This window comes from Pseudomonas sp. 22189 (genome assembly GCF_052045635.1).
GTDB classification, from domain to species: Bacteria; Pseudomonadota; Gammaproteobacteria; order Pseudomonadales; family Pseudomonadaceae; genus Aquipseudomonas; species Aquipseudomonas parakoreensis.
The window spans coordinates 44,461-58,818 of the sequence record NZ_JBQEPG010000002.1 but is presented as its reverse complement, the minus strand read 5'-3'; the positions used below and the strand labels follow the sequence as shown (position 1 = coordinate 58,818).

Genomic DNA, 14,358 nt, shown 5'->3' with positions numbered 1-14,358 from the left:
CGCCGATGGACACTCCAAAACCGCTGCAAAAGCCTGCGCACCTGCTGGACGATCTCGAATCGATCCGTCAGTTGCTCGGCGATGACAACCTGCAACCGCCGCTGCTGACCGACACGGTCGATGACGGTGAACAGGAACAGATTCCGATGTTGTTCGAGGCCGTCGACGCCACGCCGCCGACCATCGAACCGCCACCTGCTCCGGCTCCGGCACCCACTGCCGCACCTGTGGATAAAGGCCCGGACGCCCTGCTGCACCTGGACAGCGAACTTCGCGCCGCCGCGCAATTGATCATGCAGGACGTGATCGACGACTTCGCACCGCACATCGAAACCGAAATCAAACGCCGCCTCGAGGCGCGGATGGAGCGGTTGCTCAGCCAGTACGAATAAACCGGATGGATCCCCTTGTGGCGAGGGGATTTATCCCCGATCGGCTGCGCAGCAGTCGTGAACCCTGCGAATACGCAGCGTGATTGAATTATTTGGGGCTGCTGCGCGGCCCATCGGGGATAAATCCCCTCACCACAAGGGTTCCCCCCAACATTAGTGTCCGCCCAGCCTCCCCCCGCTCGCCCTCGGCCCCATGCCCCGCTATACTTCCCGGCTTTTCCTGAATAAATGCCAATAGGGTCCCGCCGCGCATGGATAAGACCTACCAGCCGCACGCCATTGAAACTTCCTGGTACAACACCTGGGAGTCCGAGAACTATTTCGCACCGCAAGGCGCGGGCGATTCCTACACCATCATGATCCCGCCGCCGAATGTCACCGGCAGCCTGCACATGGGTCACGGTTTCAACAACGCGATCATGGACGCCCTGATCCGTTTCCGCCGCATGCAGGGTCGCAACACCCTGTGGCAGCCGGGCACCGACCACGCCGGTATCGCCACGCAGATGCTGGTGGAGCGTCAACTCGAAGCCCAAGGCCAGAACCGCCACGACCTGGGCCGCGAGAAATTCCTCGAGAAAGTCTGGGAGTGGAAGGATCAGTCCGGTGGCAACATCAGCCGTCAGATCCGCCGCCTCGGCTCGTCCGTGGACTGGAGCCGCGAGCGCTTCACCATGGACGACGGCCTCTCGGAAGCGGTCAAGGAAGCCTTCGTACGCCTGCACGAAGACGGTCTGATCTACCGCGGCAAGCGTCTGGTCAACTGGGACACCAAGCTGCACACGGCGATTTCCGACCTCGAAGTGGAAAACCACGACGAAAAAGGTTTCCTGTGGAACCTCAAGTACCCGCTGGCCGACGGCGCGAAAACTGCTGAAGGCAACGATTTCCTGATCGTCGCGACCACCCGTCCGGAAACCATGCTCGGCGACTCCGCCGTCGCGGTTAACCCGAACGATGAGCGCTACAAAGCCCTGATCGGCAAATTTGTCGAGCTGCCACTGGTTGGCCGCCGCATCCCGATCATCGCCGACGATTACTGCGACCCTGAATTCGGCACCGGCTGCGTGAAAATCACCCCGGCCCACGATTTCAACGACTACGAAGTCGGCAAGCGCCACAACCTGCCGCTGCTGAACATCTTCGACAAGAACGCCAACGTGCTGCCCGCAGCCCAGGTGTTCAACCTCGACGGCACGCTGAACGACAGCATCGACGGCAAGATCCCGGCCGAGTACGCCGGTCTCGAGCGTTTCGAAGCGCGCAAGCAGATCGTCGCTGCGTTCGACGCCGCCGGCCTGCTGGTCAGCGTCGACGATCACAACCTGAAAGTGCCGAAAGGCGACCGTTCCGGCACCGTCATCGAGCCGTGGCTGACTGACCAGTGGTACGTGTCGACCAAGCCTCTGGCCGAGCCGGCGATTGCTGCCGTTGAAGACGGCCGCATCCAGTTCGTGCCCAAGCAGTACGAAAACATGTACTTCTCGTGGATGCGCGACATCCAGGACTGGTGCATCAGCCGTCAGCTGTGGTGGGGCCACCGGATTCCGGCCTGGTACGACGAGTCGGGCAAGGTCTACGTCGGTCGCGACGAAGCCGAAGTCCGGGCCAAGCACAACCTCGGCCCGGACGTTGCGCTGCAACAGGACAACGACGTGCTCGACACCTGGTTCAGCTCGGGCCTGTGGACGTTCTCCACTCTGGGCTGGCCGGAAAAGACCGAGTTCCTGAAGAAATTCCACTCCACCGACGTGCTGGTCACCGGTTTCGACATCATTTTCTTCTGGGTTGCCCGGATGATCATGCTGACGATGCACCTGATCAAGAACGAGGACGGCACCCCGCAAGTACCGTTCAAGACCGTCTACGTGCACGGCCTGGTGCGTGATGGCCAGGGCCAGAAGATGTCCAAGTCCAAGGGCAACGTCCTTGACCCGCTGGACATCATCGACGGTATCGAGCTGGAAGCGCTGGTGCAGAAACGCACTTCCGGCATGATGCAGCCGAAACTGGCGAAGAAGATCGAAAAGCAGACCCGCGACGAGTTCGCCGATGGCATCGCCAGTTACGGCACCGACGCCCTGCGCTTCACCTTCTGCTCGCTGGCGTCCACCGGTCGCGACATCAAGTTCGACATGGGCCGCGTCGAAGGCTATCGCAACTTCTGCAACAAGATCTGGAACGCCGCGCGTTATGTTCTGGACAAGGGCGAAGACTGCGGCCAGAACGGCGAGGCCTACGAGCTGTCGCTGGCGGATCGCTGGATCATCTCGCAACTGCAACGCACCGAAGCCGAAGTGACCCGTCAACTGGATCAGTTCCGTTTCGACCTCGCCGCGCAAGCGCTGTACGAGTTCATCTGGAACCAGTACTGCGACTGGTACCTGGAACTGTCCAAGCCAGTGCTGTGGGACGAAAACGCGCCGGTCGAGCGTCAGCGCGGCACCCGTCGCACGCTGGTGCGCGTGCTGGAAGTGGCGCTGCGTCTGGCGCATCCGTTCATGCCGTTCATCACTGAAGAAATCTGGCAGCGCATCGCGCCGCTGGCCGGTATTCAGGGCAAGACGATCATGCTGCAGCCTTGGCCGGTGGCCAACGAAGAGCGCATCGATCCGGCCGCCGAGGACGACATCGAATGGCTCAAAGGCCTGATGCTCGGCACGCGCAACATCCGTGGCGAAATGAACATCGGCCCGGGCAAACCGCTGCCGATCTACCTGAAGAACGTCAGCGCTGAAGACCAGCGTCGTCTGACCGAGAACGAAGCGCTGCTGAAGAAGCTGGCGCGTCTGGAATCGATCACCGTACTCGCCGCCGGCGAAGAAGCGCCACTGTCGGCCACCGCGCTGGTTGGCGAGATGGAAGTGCTGGTGCCGATGGCCGGTCTGATCGACAAGGGCGCCGAGCTGGCGCGTCTGGACAAGGAAATCCTGCGTCTGCAAGGTGAAGTCCAGCGCGTTGGCGGCAAGTTGTCCAACGCCGGTTTCGTTGACAAGGCGCCGGCCGAAGTCATCGAGAAGGAACGCGCCAAACTGGCCGAGGCTGAACAGGCCTTGGGCAAACTGGCCGAGCAACATGCGCGGATTTCCAGCCTGTAAGGGCAAGCCGCAATGAAAGAGGGAGGCCAAGTGGCCTCCCTTTTTTATTCCAGAACACCAATCCCCTGTAGGAGCTGCCGAAGGCTGCGATCTTTTGAATTTGATTTTTTTAAAAACAAGATCAAAAGATCGCAGCCTTCGGCAGCTCCTACATGCGTTCGGCGCATGACTCATCAATGTGGGACAATACCCGCCACTTTCAGCCATACCCGAATCGATCACACCCATGAACGCCCCCCGCCCCCCCAAACCTGCGCGCAACAAGCCTGATGCCGCGACCCCGGCCAAAGCCGTCGAGCCGCGTGAAAAGGCCAGCCTGCACCCGCGCAATCGCCATCAGGGTCGCTACGACTTCCCGGCGCTGATCAAGACCACGCCGGAACTGGCGAAGTTCGTGATCACCAACCCGTACGGCAAGGAAAGCATCGACTTCGCCAGCCCCGACGCGGTGCGCGTGTTCAACCGGGCGCTGCTCAAGGCGTTTTATGGCATCGAGCATTGGGACATCCCGGCAGACTACCTGTGCCCACCGGTCCCCGGTCGTGCCGATTACGTGCATTTCCTCGCTGACCTGCTGGCCAGCATGAACGACGGCAAGGTGCCGCGCGGTGCAATCGTCAACGTGCTGGACATCGGCATGGGCGCCAACTGCGTTTATCCGCTGATCGGCAACAGCGAATACCGCTGGCACTTCCTCGGCTCGGAAATCGATCCGACCGCCGTGGCTGCTGCCCGGGCCATCGTCCAGTCCAACGGCCTGAATAAGGTGATCCAGCTGCGCCAGCAGGAAAACCGCAAACACATCCTGATCGGCCTGCTGGAACCGGGCGAGCGCTTTGACCTGACCATGTGCAACCCGCCGTTCCACGCTTCGATGGAAGAGGCGACCAAGGGCAGCGAGCGCAAATGGCGCGCACTGGGCAAGGCCGATCCGAAACGCAAACTGCCGGTGCTGAACTTCGGTGGTCAGTCTGCCGAGCTGTGGTGTGAAGGCGGTGAAGCGCGTTTCGTGACGCAACTGATCGCCGAGAGCGCGAACTTCCAGCACAAGGTGCTGTGGTTCAGCACCCTGGTCTCGAAAGCCTCGAACCTGCCGGCCATCGAAACCGCCCTGAAAAAGGCTGGCGTGCTGGAAAGCCAGGTGGTGGAGATGTCGCAAGGGCAGAAACAGAGCCGCTTCGTGGCGTGGACCTTTCAGACCAAGTCCGAGCAGCAGATCTGGCGTCGCGAGCGCTGGGTTCGCTGATTCTGTAGGAGCTGCGGCACGCTGCGATCTTTTGATCCTGCTTGAAAACAAGATCAAAAGATCGCAGCCTCGTTTCACTCGACAGCTCCTACAGGGCGGCGTAACGCCTTGCCAAATCGCAGGCACAAAAAAACCGTGCCCGGATCGCTCCGGTGCACGGTTTTTTTATCGCTGCGTCTTACTTGTTCACAGCGTCGGTCAGGCCTTTGGCCACAACCAGCTTGATCACTTTCTTGGCAGGGATTTCGATGGCAGCGCCAGTCGAAGGGTTACGGCCAGTGCGGGCAGGACGCTCGGTCACTTTCAGCTTGCCGATACCTGGCAAGGTGATTTCGCCGCCGTTTTCCAGCTGATCGGCAACGATTTGGCCCAGTTGGTCCAGAGCGTTACGCGCGGTGGTTTTCGGCGCGTCGATAGCTTCAGCGATGTCGGCGATCAGTTGGTCTTTAGTAAGAGCCATGTAGTGTTCCTTCCCTATCAAATTCATATGGATTGCAGAGTGCAGTGTCAGCCATCGAGCCCGATCTTCTGGATCTGGCACCCTCGGCGATAACCACGACGAGTCGGGTTATAGATACCGAAATCAGGGTTTGGTTCGACCTGACAAATGCTGATTGCACGCTTAACGCAGTGACTTCGCGTAAGACCGGGCAAAACTAGCACAGAGACGGGGAAATATCCGCCTCTAGCTACCCATTTGGTCAGGTTTATTGCTCTAAATCGGTAAAAAACTGCATAAGGGCGGCCACCCGCCCCGGATTTGCCCTTCACCCCGCGCCAAAACCAGTGGTTGCGGTACACTGGGCGCTTTTTCGGGGGAGCCCGCCCTCCTCCCTTCCACCAGCCGAGAAGCCCATGCCGATCCGTCATTGCATCGTCCACCTGATCGACAAAAAACCCGACGGCACGCCCGCAGTTCTGCACGCCCGCGACTCCGAACTGGCTGAGTCCGCGGCCATCGAGAACATGCTTGCCGACCTCAACGAGAGCTACAACGCCAAGCAAGGCAAAGCCTGGGGCCTGTTCCATCCGGAATCCGGCGCGTTTCCGTTCAGCGGCTGGCTGAAGGAATACATGGAAGGCGGCCAGGACTTCACTGCGTTCAGCAAAGTCGCGGTCGAGCATCTGCAGAAACTGATGGAAGAGTCGAACCTGTCGGTCGGCGGCCACGTGCTGTTCGCCCACTATCAGCAAGGCATGACCGACTACCTGGCGATCGCCCTGCTGCACCACAGCGAAGGCGTGGCGGTGACCGACGAGCTGGACGTCACCCCGTCGCGTCACCTCGACCTCGGCCAACTGCACCTGGCGGCGCGGATCAACGTCTCCGAGTGGCAGAACAACAAGCAGTCCAAGCAGTACATCTCGTTCATCAAGGGCAAGAACGGCAAGAAGGTTTCGGAGTACTTCCGCGACTTCATCGGCTGCCAGGAAGGCGTCGACGGCCCGGGCGAGACCCGCACCCTGCTCAAGGCCTTCAGCGACTTCGTCGAGAGCGAAGACCTGCCGGAAGATTCCGCCCGCGAGAAAACCAAGACCCTGGTCGATTACGCCAGCAGTCAGGCCAAGCTCGGCGAGCCAATGGGCCTGGAAGAACTGTCAGAGCTGATCGATGAAGAACGGCCGAAAGCCTTCTACGATCACATCCGCAACAAGGACTACGGTCTGTCGCCGGAAATTCCGGCGGACAAACGCACCCTCAACCAGTTCCGCCGCTTCACCGGCCGCGCCGAAGGCCTGTCAATCAGCTTTGAAGCGCACCTGCTGGGTTCGAAGATCGAATACGACGAAGAGGCCGGCACCCTGATCATCAAGGGCCTGCCGACCTCGCTCACCGATCAGCTCAAGCGCCGCAACTGATGCTGGGCAATGTGCTGAAGAAGGTTGCGCTGGTTCTGCTGGTGGTGGTGATCTATCAGAACTGGGGCAAGATCGAGCGGGTGTTCAACCCGTCGCAGATGGTCTCTGAGCAGACGCGGGCGCAGGCCCGTGTCGTGCTGTATGCCACCGACTGGTGCGGCTACTGCAAACAGACCAAGCGTTTTCTCGACAGCAAGGGGATTCCTTTCCGGGAATTCGATATCGAGAAGGACGCCGAGGCGCGCAAAGCGTACGAGGCGCTGGGCGGGCGCGGGATTCCGTTGATCGACGTGAATGGCACGCTGATTCGCGGATTCGACCCGGACGAAATCCTCGCTGCCCTGCAGTAACAGCAAGATCAAGATCAAAAGATCGCAGCCTTCGGCAGCTCCTACATGAGATCGGTGTGGGAGCTGCCGGAGGCTGCGATCTTTTGCTTTTAGCGGGCTTCGATGCGGAAACCAAAGCGCGGGAAGTGCACGTGCACCACGCCACCACGCGGGTCTTCGCGGCGCAGGATCAGCTCTTCGCGGCCAGCAAACAGCAACTCGCCTTCCACCGGATCCACCCCGTAGTCAATGGCAGCAATCGCCACCTGCTGCCCGGCCGTGACCCCGTTCGGATCGACAAACTGCTCATCCGGCAACGCCGCCGGCGTCGAGGTGCGCGCCACTTGCAGCGCCTCCTCGGCGCTCATTTCGCTCGCGGCGCCATGGCCAAAGCCCAGCACACGCCCAAGCCAGGCCGTCACGGCCGGATATTCATCGACCAACGGCGCAGTGACGTGCGTCGCCTTGAGGAACCACAGCGGATGCGCCAAGGCGAAGTCGGCAATCGATGGCTCACCGAACAGGAAGTCGCCCTGCTCGCGCTGCAACTGCTGCTCCAGGCGCGCCATGATCGTTGGCCATTGGTGTTTGGCCTGTTCGGCCGGCAACCGCGTGGCGCTGCCACCACTGAACAGACCGGCACGGTCAGCGATAAACGCCTTGATCGCCTCCGGCGGCAACTTGCCGAAACGTACCGCCACCGATTCCGGCTGGAACACCAGGCTGACCGCATGCTGGAACACCACCGAATCGGCCCATGCCGCGAAGCTGGCGCTGGTCATTTCCTGACCTTCCGGGAAAAACGCCGGCAGGGCTTTTTCCTGCTCCAGACGACGGGCGATCAACGAGGTGTCGCAATAGATGTCCGCGCCGATCTGCAACACTGGAGTCTTGCGGTAGCCGCCAGTCAGCGCGGTCAGATCCGGCTTGGGCATCACCGGCGAGATGTGCACCGAGCGCCAGGACAAGCCTTTGAAGCCCAACAGCAGACGAGCCTTTTCGGCAAATGGAGAGGTCGGGTAATGATGCAGAATCAACTCGGACATGCTCGGCTCCGCCGCACAGAAAGTGAATCGGCAGCTTAGCGTGCATTTGATTAGCAGCCTACAGATCTGGCTGATGGGAACCGATCAGTCAGATTGATAAGACGCGACCAGGCATTCCTTGGCGCTTTTGCGCAGCTTCTTGATCAAGCGTTCCTGGCGCAACGCATCGCTCTTGTCGCGGCAACGTTCGGTGAAGACCAGCGCCATCGCCGGGCTGGACAGGAAGAACCGCGCGCCCTTGCCGCTCTGATGCTTGGCAAAGCGCCGCACCGGATCGTCGCTGATCCCGCAATACAGCGAGCCGTTGGCCGCGCGCACGAGATAGACGAACCAGGATTTGCTCACGGGTTCGACAACATCAATCGGTTTTTCGCTGAGGCTGGTCACTTCGGGATCTGGACGTGCAGGAAACAGGCCGCGATCTTATCAGCGACCGGCCTGAAATACCTTCAGCCCTTTCAGCGCCTGTGCGCGAACGGCATTGCGCACCAGCGGTGTCCAGCCCAGCAGCAAGCCCTTGAAACCCAACGCCTGACGCGACCAGCGCCACAGGTCGAAGTGATCGTGATGCTCGCAGATCTTGCCGTCACGAAAGACGAAGCGCGCCTGAATATCGTTAATCACCACGTTGCCGGTCTGGCTGAACAGATACGTCGCCACCCAGTGCGCGCCACCGCTGCGCTCGTCGGCGCGGACATTGTCGAAGGTCAGGGAGAAGTCCTTGGCGCGAGTGGTGAGCATGCGCCACATGTCCCCGGCATCGCGCCCGCGCAACTCGCCGAAGGCCGGATCGCTGAACACCACGTCATCGGTGTAGCACGCGGCCATGGCCTCGGCGTCGAGGCGCTGGAAGGCTTGGTAGAAGCGGGTGATCAGGGCGGCGTGGGCTTCGCTCATGGGCAAACTCCGGGAAATGGACAGATTGCCAGCACGATAAGCTGCAAATCGCAGAAACACTATCGGCATTCGTGCACCGAATACCCGGAGCACACAAATCCTGTAGGAGCTGCGGCACGCTGCGATCTTTTGATCTTCAAGACCGTCAAGATCAACATCAAAAGATCGCAGCGTGCCGCAGCTCCTACAGGTGTCAGATTTTCTCGCTTTGCACTTGCACGTACAGCGCCCGGCCCGCACCCAGCCCGGCAATGATCGCACCGGTGCCGATGATGCCGAAAATCCAGCCCACGGCATTCCAGCCGCCAGTCCAGTCATGCACCACGCCGACGGCGAACGGCCCCATCGACGCCAGCGTGTAGCCAAAGCCTTGGGACATGCTCGACAGGTTCGCCGCCACGTGCGAATCCCGCGAGCGCAGCACGATCAGGGTCAGCGCCAGACTGAACGTACCGCCCTGCCCCAGCCCCAACAGAATCGCCCAGCCCCACAGCCCTTCAATCGGCGCATACAGGCAACCGAACAGACCGCCGAGGGTCAGCGCCATCACCACCACGATCGCCAGACGCTGATCCTTGCCCCGGGTCGCCAGCCACGGCGCCGCGAGGGAGCTGGCGAGCTGGATGATCACCGAGCCGGACAGCACCAGGCCGGCCTGGGTCGGAGTCAGGCCGCGGCCGATCAGGATCGACGGCAACCAGCCGAACACGATGTACGCCAGCGACGATTGCAGGCCCATGTACAAGGTAACTTGCCACGCCAGCGGATCGCGCAGCAGCCCACGCACCCGATAGGCAACGTTGTGCGCGCCGTGTTTCTGCCCGACTTGCGGCAGCCAGAACAGCGCCGCCACCAGCGCCGGGATCACCCAGAAACCCAGGCCCAGCGCCCAGCTGTGGTCGAAGTGTTCGCTCAATGGCACGGTGGAACCCGCTGCCATTGCCGCGCCCAGGCACAGGGCCATGGTGTACACGCCGGTCATGGTTCCGGCGTGTTTGGCGAAGTCGCGTTTGACAATACCCGGCAGCAATACACCGATGATGCCGATGCTCGCGCCACCAAGCACGCTACCTGCAAACAGCCCGATCTCACCGAAGTTGCTGCGCACAATGATCCCGGCGGCCAGGGTCAGCAGAATCCCCAGCACCACTCGTTCAGCGCCGAAACGCCGCGCCAGAATCGGCGCCAGCGGTGCGAACAAGCCCAGGCACAACACCGGCAACGTGGTCAGCAAACCGGCCTGCGCCGCAGACAGGCCAAGGCTTTTCGACACTTCGCTGAGCAACGGCGCCATGCTCGACAGCGCCGGGCGCAGGTTCAGCGCCACCAGAATCAGCCCCAGCAGCAACAGCCATGGCCGGCGCACCAGCGGATGGCTTTGCTGCACGTGTTCGTCGTCGGCCTCGGCGTCGATCAGCAGCTCTTCGAGCTCCGCCGTGCGCTTGGGGATTGGGAGGTTTTTCTCGCTTTCAAGGTTCATTGATCAACTGCCTCGATATGGCTTTGGCCCGTTCCGGGTCGCGTTGTTCGACCGCATCGAGCAACTCGATGTGCAGGTCGAACACTTCCTGACGGCGCGGGACGATGTTCAGCGTCTGGCGCAATTGCGCGCCGACGATGCTGGAGAAATAGCGATACAGCTCGCTGAGGGTCGGGTTGTGCGCGGCGTCCACCAGACGGCGATGGAACACCAGATCGCAGGCAATGTAAGTGTCGAGATCGCCGTGGTAGTGGCTGCCGCTGGTGCCGAGCGCTTCGCGCAATGCGGCGAGATCTTCATCGGTGCGGCGCAACGCGGCCAAGCCAATCGCCTCGACTTCGAGGATGTGCCGGGTCTCGCGCGCCTGCTCCAGCGAGCAACGGGACAATGCCTTGAGCGTGTCCATCGGATCGACCACTGCGCGCAAATAACTGCCATCGCCCTGCCGGATTTCGATCAACCCGGAAAACGCCAGCACGCGCATGGCTTCACGCACGGTGTTGCGGCTGATGCCCAGCTCGGCGCACAGCTCAGGCTCGGTCGGGAGTCGTTCGCCGACCTGCCACACGCCATCGGTGATGCGCTGGCGCAACTGATCCAGGGCCTGATCGACCAGGGATCGCTTGATCAAAGGTGAAGTGTCTGTCATGAAATTCGCCCTTTCATCCAATCATAGGATGAATTTTCTGACATCTTAGTCAGATGCTCCAGTTCACACAACCCCGGGTAGGAGCTGCCGCAGGCTGCGATCTTTTGATCTTGTGCTTAACGATCAACNCAACGTCAAAAGATCGCAGCCTGCGGCAGCTCCTACAGGGGAAAATGAAAATCGCAGGCAAAAGAAAACCCGGCACAGGGCCGGGTTTGTCTGGTGCATCAACCTGAATCAATGCAGGATCTGGCTCAGGAACAGTTTGGTGCGGTCATTCTGCGGGTTGTCGAAGAAGTCGTTCGGCGCCGCCTGTTCGACGATTTCACCCTTGTCCATGAAGATCACGCGGTTGGCCACGGTGCGGGCGAAGCCCATTTCGTGGGTCACGCAGAGCATGGTCATGCCGTCTTCGGCGAGGCCGATCATGGTGTCGAGCACCTCTTTCACCATCTCCGGGTCGAGTGCCGAAGTCGGTTCGTCGAACAGCATGATTTTCGGTTTCATGCACAGCGCGCGGGCAATCGCCACACGCTGTTGCTGACCGCCGGACAGTTGCCCCGGGAATTTATGCGCCTGCTCCGGAATGCGTACGCGCTCCAGGTAATGCATGGCGATTTCTTCGGCCTTGCGCTTGGGCATCTTGCGCACCCACATCGGCGCCAGCGTGCAGTTCTGCAGGATGGTCAGGTGTGGGAACAGGTTGAAGTGCTGGAACACCATGCCGACTTCGCGGCGGATCGCTTCGATCTGCTTGAGGTCGTTGGTCAGCTCCACGCCATCAACCACGATGCGGCCCTGCTGGTGTTCTTCCAGGCGATTGAGGCAGCGGATGGTGGTCGATTTGCCGGAACCCGACGGGCCGCACAGAACAATACGCTCGCCCTGTTTGACGTTGAGGTTGATGTCTTTCAGCACGTGGAACTGGCCGTACCACTTGTTCACGCCCTGCATCTGGATAATGCCTTCAGGGCCCACAGGCTTTTTGATTGCTTCGCTCATTTACAGAGAACTCCTAACGCTTGTGGCCAGTGTCGAGCTTGCGTTCCAGATGCATGGAATAGCGCGACATACCAAAACAGAAAATCCAGAACACCAGGGCGGCGAACACGTAGCCTTCGGTGGCCATGCCCAGCCATTTCGGATCGGCAGCGGCTTGCTTGACGCTGTTGAGCAGGTCGAACAGGCCGATGATGATCACAAGGCTGGTGTCCTTGAACAGCGCAATGAAGGTGTTGACGATGCCCGGGATCACCAGCTTCAAGGCTTGCGGCAGAATCACCAGACCCATGGCGCGCCAGTAACCGAGGCCCATCGCCGCAGCCGCTTCGTACTGCCCTTTGGGGATCGCTTGCAGACCGCCGCGCACCACCTCGGCGACGTAGGCCGACTGGAACAGAATCACCCCGATCAGCGCCCGCAGCAGCTTGTCGAAGTTCATGCCTTCGGGCAGGAACAGCGGCAGCATCACCGAGGACATAAACAGCACCGTGATCAACGGCACGCCACGCCAGAACTCGATGAACGTCACGCAGACCACACGGATCGCCGGCATGTTCGAGCGACGGCCCAGCGCCAGAATGATCCCCAGCGGCAAGGCGCCGGCGATACCGACGGTGGCGATGACCAGCGTCAGCATCAGGCCGCCCCACTGGCTGGTCGCCACGGCATCGAGGCCGAACACGCCGCCATGCAGCAGGCACCAGGCGACGATCGGGTAGATCACCAGGAAGCTCAGGCCGTACACCGCTTTACGCGGGAAGCGCGAGATGAACAGAGGCGCCACGCCGAGCACTGCCAGCCACACGGTCAGGTCTACACGCCAGCGCAGTTCCACCGGGTAGTAGCCGTACATGAACTGGCCGAAACGCTGCTGAATGAACACCCAGCAGGCGCCGTCCTTGGTGCAGTCGGCGCGGGTGGTGCCGACCCAGTTGGCGTCAAGGATCGCCCAGCTGAGGATCGGCGGCACGACGAGATAAATCAGGTAAAACGCAAACAGGGTCAGCAGGGTGTTGAGCCAGCTGGAGAACATGTTGGCGCGTATCCATGCCATCGGGCCGAAAACCTTGGCCGGCGGTGGCATGTCGGGTTTGAAAGTATGGGTTGTCATGCGCGTTTCCTCACCGTTCGATCAGCGCAATGCGCTTGTTGTACCAGTTCATCAGCAGGGAAATGCTGATACTGATCGCCAGGTACACGCTCATGGTGATGGCAATGACTTCGATCGCCTGACCGGTCTGGTTGAGCACGGTGCCGGCGAACAGCGAAACCATTTCCGGATAACCGATACCGGCGGCCAGTGACGAGTTCTTCGCCAGGTTCAGGTATTGGCTGGTCAGCGGCGGAATGATGACCCGCAGGGCTTGCGGAATGATCACCTTGCGCAGGGTCGGGCCGTTGCGCAAGCCGAGCGAACGCGCCGCTTCGGTCTGGCCATGGCTGACCGACTTGATCCCGGAACGGACGATTTCCGCGATGAATGCTGCGGTGTACACGGTCAACGCCAGGGTCAACGCCAGCAGTTCCGGGATCAGCACCCAGCCACCAACGAAGTTGAAGCCCTTGAGTTGCGGCATTTCCCAGTGCAGGGGTGCACCGAAGATCAGCGCGCACAAGGTCGGGATCACCAGCAGGATCGCCAGGCCGGTCCAGAACTTGTGAAATGGTTCGCCGGTGTCTTCGAATCGCTTGTTGGCCCAGCGGCACATCAGCACGATGGCGACGATGGCCAGCACCACGCTGATGAAGAATGCCCAGAAGCCGTCAGCCATTTGCGCGGCCGGCATGTTCAGGCCCCGGCTGCTGACAAAGAAGGTGTCGCCGAAGTTGTGGCTGTTGCGCGGTCCCGGCATGGTCAGGAACACCGCGAAGTACCAGAACAGGATCTGCAGCAGCGGCGGAATGTTGCGGAACACTTCCACATACACGGTCGCCAGTTTGCTGATGATCCAGTTCGGCGACAGCCGCGCCACACCGATGATGAAGCCCAGCAGGGTCGCCAGGATCACACCGATGAAGGTCACCAACAGCGTGTTGAGCAGGCCGATCACGAACACCCGAGCGTAACTGTCCGCTTCGGTGTAGGAGATCAGGTGCTGAGCGATGCCGAACCCGGCACTGCGCTCGAGAAAGTCGAAACCGGAGGTGATGCCCCGGTGCTGCAGGTTGGTCTGGGTGTTGTCAAACAGATACCAGCCCATGGCGATCACCGCCACGACGGTAATGATCTGAAACAGCCACGCACGCACTCGCGGATCGCTGAGGCTGAACCTCTGCTTTGGTGCGCCGATTGAATTTTGCATGAAGTGCCCCGGAAAAAATGGAACAGAACATCACCCGGCGGTTGGCCCGCCGGGTG

14 protein-coding genes are annotated in these 14,358 nt (G+C 60.9%); 5 read left to right on the top strand and 9 right to left on the bottom strand.

The window, feature by feature from the left end; all coding sequences use genetic code 11:
• The first annotated feature begins 5 nt into the window (after nt 1–5).
• The 3 genes from ACTJKS_RS01985 to rlmF all read left to right on the top strand — a co-directional run bounded on the left by ACTJKS_RS01985 (nt 6) and on the right by rlmF (nt 4,736).
• Nucleotides 6–392: a DNA polymerase III subunit chi gene (locus ACTJKS_RS01985; RefSeq protein ID WP_198758453.1), complete on the top strand. Its 387-nt coding sequence runs from the start codon at nt 6–8 to the stop codon at nt 390–392.
• Nucleotides 393–643: 251 nt separating this feature from the next.
• Nucleotides 644–3,490 (top strand): valine--tRNA ligase, encoded by a 2,847-nt coding sequence (locus ACTJKS_RS01980; protein ID WP_198758452.1) that lies wholly within the window; start codon nt 644–646, stop codon nt 3,488–3,490.
• 226 nt (nt 3,491–3,716) lie between these two features.
• Nucleotides 3,717–4,736 (top strand): 23S rRNA (adenine(1618)-N(6))-methyltransferase RlmF, encoded by a 1,020-nt coding sequence (rlmF, locus tag ACTJKS_RS01975; RefSeq protein WP_142580161.1) that lies wholly within the window; start codon nt 3,717–3,719, stop codon nt 4,734–4,736.
• 178 nt (nt 4,737–4,914) lie between these two features.
• On the opposite strand, the gene ACTJKS_RS01970 is transcribed toward rlmF, so the two are convergent.
• A complete protein-coding gene (locus tag ACTJKS_RS01970) occupies nt 4,915–5,196 on the bottom strand; it encodes an HU family DNA-binding protein (RefSeq protein ID WP_003221909.1) in 282 nt (93 codons plus the stop codon).
• Nucleotides 5,197–5,591: 395 nt separating this feature from the next.
• On the opposite strand from ACTJKS_RS01970, the gene yejK reads away from it, so the two are divergent.
• Together yejK and ACTJKS_RS01960 are read left to right on the top strand one after the other, a co-directional pair.
• Nucleotides 5,592–6,596 (top strand): nucleoid-associated protein YejK, encoded by a 1,005-nt coding sequence (gene yejK, locus ACTJKS_RS01965; RefSeq protein WP_047292700.1) that lies wholly within the window; start codon nt 5,592–5,594, stop codon nt 6,594–6,596.
• On the top strand, nt 6,596–6,946 hold the full coding sequence (locus ACTJKS_RS01960; protein WP_047292699.1) for a glutaredoxin family protein: 351 nt from the start codon (nt 6,596–6,598) through the stop codon (nt 6,944–6,946). Before yejK ends, ACTJKS_RS01960 begins: the two co-directional genes overlap by 1 nt.
• 89 nt (nt 6,947–7,035) lie before the next feature.
• On the opposite strand, the gene ACTJKS_RS01955 is transcribed toward ACTJKS_RS01960, so the two are convergent.
• From ACTJKS_RS01955 to ACTJKS_RS01920, 8 genes are all read right to left on the bottom strand, one after another.
• Nucleotides 7,036–7,971, bottom strand: a complete 936-nt coding sequence (locus ACTJKS_RS01955; protein ID WP_262947980.1) for a glutathione S-transferase family protein — start codon at nt 7,969–7,971, stop codon at nt 7,036–7,038.
• A gap of 84 nt (nt 7,972–8,055) precedes the next feature.
• On the bottom strand, nt 8,056–8,358 hold the full coding sequence (locus ACTJKS_RS01950) for a GIY-YIG nuclease family protein (RefSeq protein ID WP_108181759.1): 303 nt from the start codon (nt 8,356–8,358) through the stop codon (nt 8,056–8,058).
• Between the two features lie 39 nt (nt 8,359–8,397).
• A complete protein-coding gene (locus ACTJKS_RS01945; RefSeq protein ID WP_108181758.1) occupies nt 8,398–8,868 on the bottom strand; it encodes a nuclear transport factor 2 family protein in 471 nt (156 codons plus the stop codon).
• A gap of 193 nt (nt 8,869–9,061) precedes the next feature.
• A complete protein-coding gene (locus tag ACTJKS_RS01940) occupies nt 9,062–10,348 on the bottom strand; it encodes a CynX/NimT family MFS transporter (RefSeq protein ID WP_108181757.1) in 1,287 nt (428 codons plus the stop codon).
• Nucleotides 10,338–10,997, bottom strand: a complete 660-nt coding sequence (locus ACTJKS_RS01935; RefSeq protein ID WP_198758448.1) for a FadR/GntR family transcriptional regulator — start codon at nt 10,995–10,997, stop codon at nt 10,338–10,340. Before ACTJKS_RS01935 ends, ACTJKS_RS01940 begins: the two co-directional genes overlap by 11 nt.
• Nucleotides 10,998–11,234: 237 nt before the next feature.
• Nucleotides 11,235–11,999: an amino acid ABC transporter ATP-binding protein gene (locus ACTJKS_RS01930; protein ID WP_003221897.1), complete on the bottom strand. Its 765-nt coding sequence runs from the start codon at nt 11,997–11,999 to the stop codon at nt 11,235–11,237.
• 13 nt (nt 12,000–12,012) lie between these two features.
• Complete coding sequence (locus ACTJKS_RS01925) at nt 12,013–13,110, bottom strand: amino acid ABC transporter permease (RefSeq protein WP_041064780.1); 1,098 nt, start codon at nt 13,108–13,110, stop codon at nt 12,013–12,015.
• Nucleotides 13,111–13,120: 10 nt separating this feature from the next.
• Nucleotides 13,121–14,302: an amino acid ABC transporter permease gene (locus ACTJKS_RS01920; RefSeq protein WP_262947982.1), complete on the bottom strand. Its 1,182-nt coding sequence runs from the start codon at nt 14,300–14,302 to the stop codon at nt 13,121–13,123.
• Nucleotides 14,303–14,358 lie beyond the last annotated feature (56 nt).

Coding starts and splice junctions, on each gene's coding strand:
- ACTJKS_RS01930 (WP_003221897.1), bottom strand. CDS start 11,999: ATGAGCGAAGCAATCAAAAAGCCTGTGGGCCCTGAAGGCATTATCCAG.
- ACTJKS_RS01970 (WP_003221909.1), bottom strand. CDS start 5,196: ATGGCTCTTACTAAAGACCAACTGATCGCCGACATCGCTGAAGCTATC.
- ACTJKS_RS01955 (WP_262947980.1), bottom strand. CDS start 7,971: ATGTCCGAGTTGATTCTGCATCATTACCCGACCTCTCCATTTGCCGAA.
- ACTJKS_RS01925 (WP_041064780.1), bottom strand. CDS start 13,110: ATGACAACCCATACTTTCAAACCCGACATGCCACCGCCGGCCAAGGTT.
- ACTJKS_RS01920 (WP_262947982.1), bottom strand. CDS start 14,302: ATGCAAAATTCAATCGGCGCACCAAAGCAGAGGTTCAGCCTCAGCGAT.
- ACTJKS_RS01960 (WP_047292699.1), top strand. CDS start 6,596: ATGCTGGGCAATGTGCTGAAGAAGGTTGCGCTGGTTCTGCTGGTGGTG.
- ACTJKS_RS01940 (WP_108181757.1), bottom strand. CDS start 10,348: ATGAACCTTGAAAGCGAGAAAAACCTCCCAATCCCCAAGCGCACGGCG.
- ACTJKS_RS01935 (WP_198758448.1), bottom strand. CDS start 10,997: ATGACAGACACTTCACCTTTGATCAAGCGATCCCTGGTCGATCAGGCC.
- ACTJKS_RS01985 (WP_198758453.1), top strand. CDS start 6: ATGGACACTCCAAAACCGCTGCAAAAGCCTGCGCACCTGCTGGACGAT.
- yejK (WP_047292700.1), top strand. CDS start 5,592: ATGCCGATCCGTCATTGCATCGTCCACCTGATCGACAAAAAACCCGAC.
- ACTJKS_RS01980 (WP_198758452.1), top strand. CDS start 644: ATGGATAAGACCTACCAGCCGCACGCCATTGAAACTTCCTGGTACAAC.
- ACTJKS_RS01945 (WP_108181758.1), bottom strand. CDS start 8,868: ATGAGCGAAGCCCACGCCGCCCTGATCACCCGCTTCTACCAAGCCTTC.
- rlmF (WP_142580161.1), top strand. CDS start 3,717: ATGAACGCCCCCCGCCCCCCCAAACCTGCGCGCAACAAGCCTGATGCC.